This window comes from Colwellia sp., from assembly GCF_013215345.1.
Lineage (GTDB): Bacteria > Pseudomonadota > Gammaproteobacteria > Enterobacterales > Alteromonadaceae > Colwellia.
Genome location: NZ_JABSOV010000238.1, coordinates 1 through 2,415 on the forward strand (window position 1 = coordinate 1; position 2,415 = coordinate 2,415).

The 2,415-nt window shown below is 40.2% G+C and carries 3 protein-coding genes; all 3 read right to left on the reverse strand.

Features of this window, described 5'->3' with window-relative positions; translation table 11 throughout:
• Positions 1 to 576, reverse strand: a 576-nt coding sequence (locus HRT50_RS18595; RefSeq protein ID WP_291617286.1) for a TonB-dependent receptor plug domain-containing protein, incomplete at its 3' end; no start/stop codon positions are given.
• Between the two features lie 112 nt (positions 577 to 688).
• A complete protein-coding gene (locus tag HRT50_RS18600; RefSeq protein ID WP_291617288.1) occupies positions 689 to 2,026 on the reverse strand; it encodes a histidine kinase sensor domain-containing protein in 1,338 nt (445 codons plus the stop codon).
• A 95-nt stretch (positions 2,027 to 2,121) separates the two neighbouring features.
• On the reverse strand, positions 2,122 to 2,415 hold a 294-nt coding region (locus tag HRT50_RS18605; protein ID WP_291617290.1), incomplete at its 5' end, for a winged helix-turn-helix domain-containing protein.

Genomic DNA, 2,415 nt, shown 5'->3' on the forward strand with positions numbered 1-2,415 from the left:
GGCTTTAAAACCATCGTTATTACTGTAATAACCTAATTTCACGATACCGCCAAAGTCTTCATCTGCGCGCAGTAAATCTTGCGGATCTTTAGTTTCAAAACGTAAAGCACCACCCAAAGCGCCTGAGCCCGAAGTTGCATCACCGGCACCTGCAATTACATCAACACGCTTTAATAACTCTGGCTCTAGTGATAAACGCCCTTGATGATGGAATAGATAGCCTGATTGTAAGGCACCATCAATGGTGACATTTAACATGGTGTCTTCAATACCACGAATATAAACTTTTTGCGCGACACCGAAGGAGCCACCGGTAGAAATTTCCGGTTGGTTTCTGAAGATATCAGCTAAGCTAGTCGCTGATATTTTTTCTAAGAAGTCTTGAGTAATGACAGCATCAGCATCCGTTTTTTTACCATGAATTACTATTACTTCAATATCTTTCTTGGCAAGCTCTTGCTCACTTTCTTGTGGGCTTTGTTCTGCCAAAACGCTAGTACTAACTAGTGCCAGAGAAATGGCTAACGCCAGACTACTTAACTTAACGGTATTCGGAATACGGGGGTGAGAAAACATTTTTTAACCTACCTAAAGTACAATAAAACAAATGATAATAATTCCTATTCGCGTGTATTCTCTACATTTATCACTAAAAATAAAGTACTTTTACAATTGTTACATTTGCTGGTTACACTTGTTCGGCGGTTATTGGCAGTAATATGGTGATTTTCAAGCCCGTGCTTTTCAAACATGTGTTTGTTATATTTTTGGCAAACACTTGGCCTTGGCAAGCAATAATTTGTCTTTGCGCTAAAGCCAAACCTAAGCCAAAGCCGGGATTAATCGTTTGTACTTGTATGGTAGGAATACGATAAAAAGCTTTGAAGATATCAGCTAAATGCTGTTCTTCAACGCCAACGCCATCATCGGTTATGGTTAATACAATTTCACCTTCTTGAATAACAAGTGCCAAGAGCACTTCATGCTTGGCATAACGCAGGGCATTTCTAATAATGTTTTCGAAAGCTTGGCCAAGCAAACGGCTATTGCCATAAAACAGTAATGACTCAGGTAGCTCTCTACTGATTACTTTATCTGGGAACTCAAAACTACCATCGTCAAGAATACTGTCGAGCAAGTCGACCAAATCAAAATTTTCATCACAGGCTTTTGGCTCTTCATTGTCTAACCAAGCAAGGGTTAGTGAGTCTTCGGCTAGTTTACGCATACCTTGAACTTCTAGCGCGATACGTGCCAGCATTTCTTGGCTATTAAGCTCTGATTGCGCACAAGCGAGTGCCATTTCAATGCGCGTTATTGGTGTACGTAATTCATGGGAAAAGTCGGCTATAAATTCTCGCTGGCGAGTAACCATTTTTCCTATACGCAGTGCCATAGCATCAAAGGTCTGCGCGACATGAGCAAATTCATCATTGCGACTACCTAAATGAGTACAAACTCGGGCGGTAAAATCGCCTTGGCTTAACCTGCGGCTGGCTTGCTCTAACCGACGTAATGGTTGCATCATATGTCGGTATAGCAAGGCGGTTAATAAGCTCAGTAGTACCACAGGTAAGGCAATCTTTAATACTAAGGAGGTTATGCCCCAATAATTTCCCGGCCGCATTCTTGCGGGTAATTGCATTAAGAAATGGCTTGTTTTATCAGCAAAGACAACACCCATAACAGGGTTCTCTTTAAAATATAAATGAATCTTCCAACTGACATCTCGACCTAAGGTAAAGCTATCAATATAGCTTTTTGATAAACGAGTATCCGCTAAAGGTTTTAGCCGAGATTCTTGCTGTTGAATTTTTTTCATATAGGCGGTTAGCGCAATCATGTCGCCTTGAAAATAAAGTTGCTCAGCCTTATCTGCATAGGCAAGTATTTGTTGTTGATGCTCCGTTGCTATATGACTCATACGTAGTTCAGTGTGATTGGATAACAGATCAATAAGCCAATACAGAGCCATTGAACCGGCAATAATAATGAAGCAAAGTTTCCAAAAAAACTGTTTATTCATAATGTTGGTCTCAAAGAGGTTAACTCAGCACCAGTTAGCATTAAGGAACTTAAGTAAAAAGGAAAAACGATGTCTAGCGGCTTAGTTTAAGTATTTTATTTAAAGCAATAACCACGGCCATGGGCAGTTTCAATGCGATTGGCAGACATTCCGGCGGCAATAAGTTTTTTTCTTATTCTGCTCAAGTGCATATCTAAGCTACGGTCATACAAGCTAAACTCACGATCGAGCACTAAAGGGTATAAAAAAGGCTTACTTAATACTTCATCTTGGTGTGTTACTAAGGCCCAGAGCAATTTGAATTGAATAGCGGTGACCTTGATGGCTTGTTGAGCATAAGAAAGTGTCATGTCATGTTTATTGAGGTGTAATAGATCAACATCAAGTTG

Bases quoted from the DNA above. Each gene is read 5' to 3' on its own strand.
- HRT50_RS18600 (WP_291617288.1), bottom strand. From the start codon at position 2,026: ATGAATAAACAGTTTTTTTGGAAACTTTGCTTCATTATTATTGCCGGT.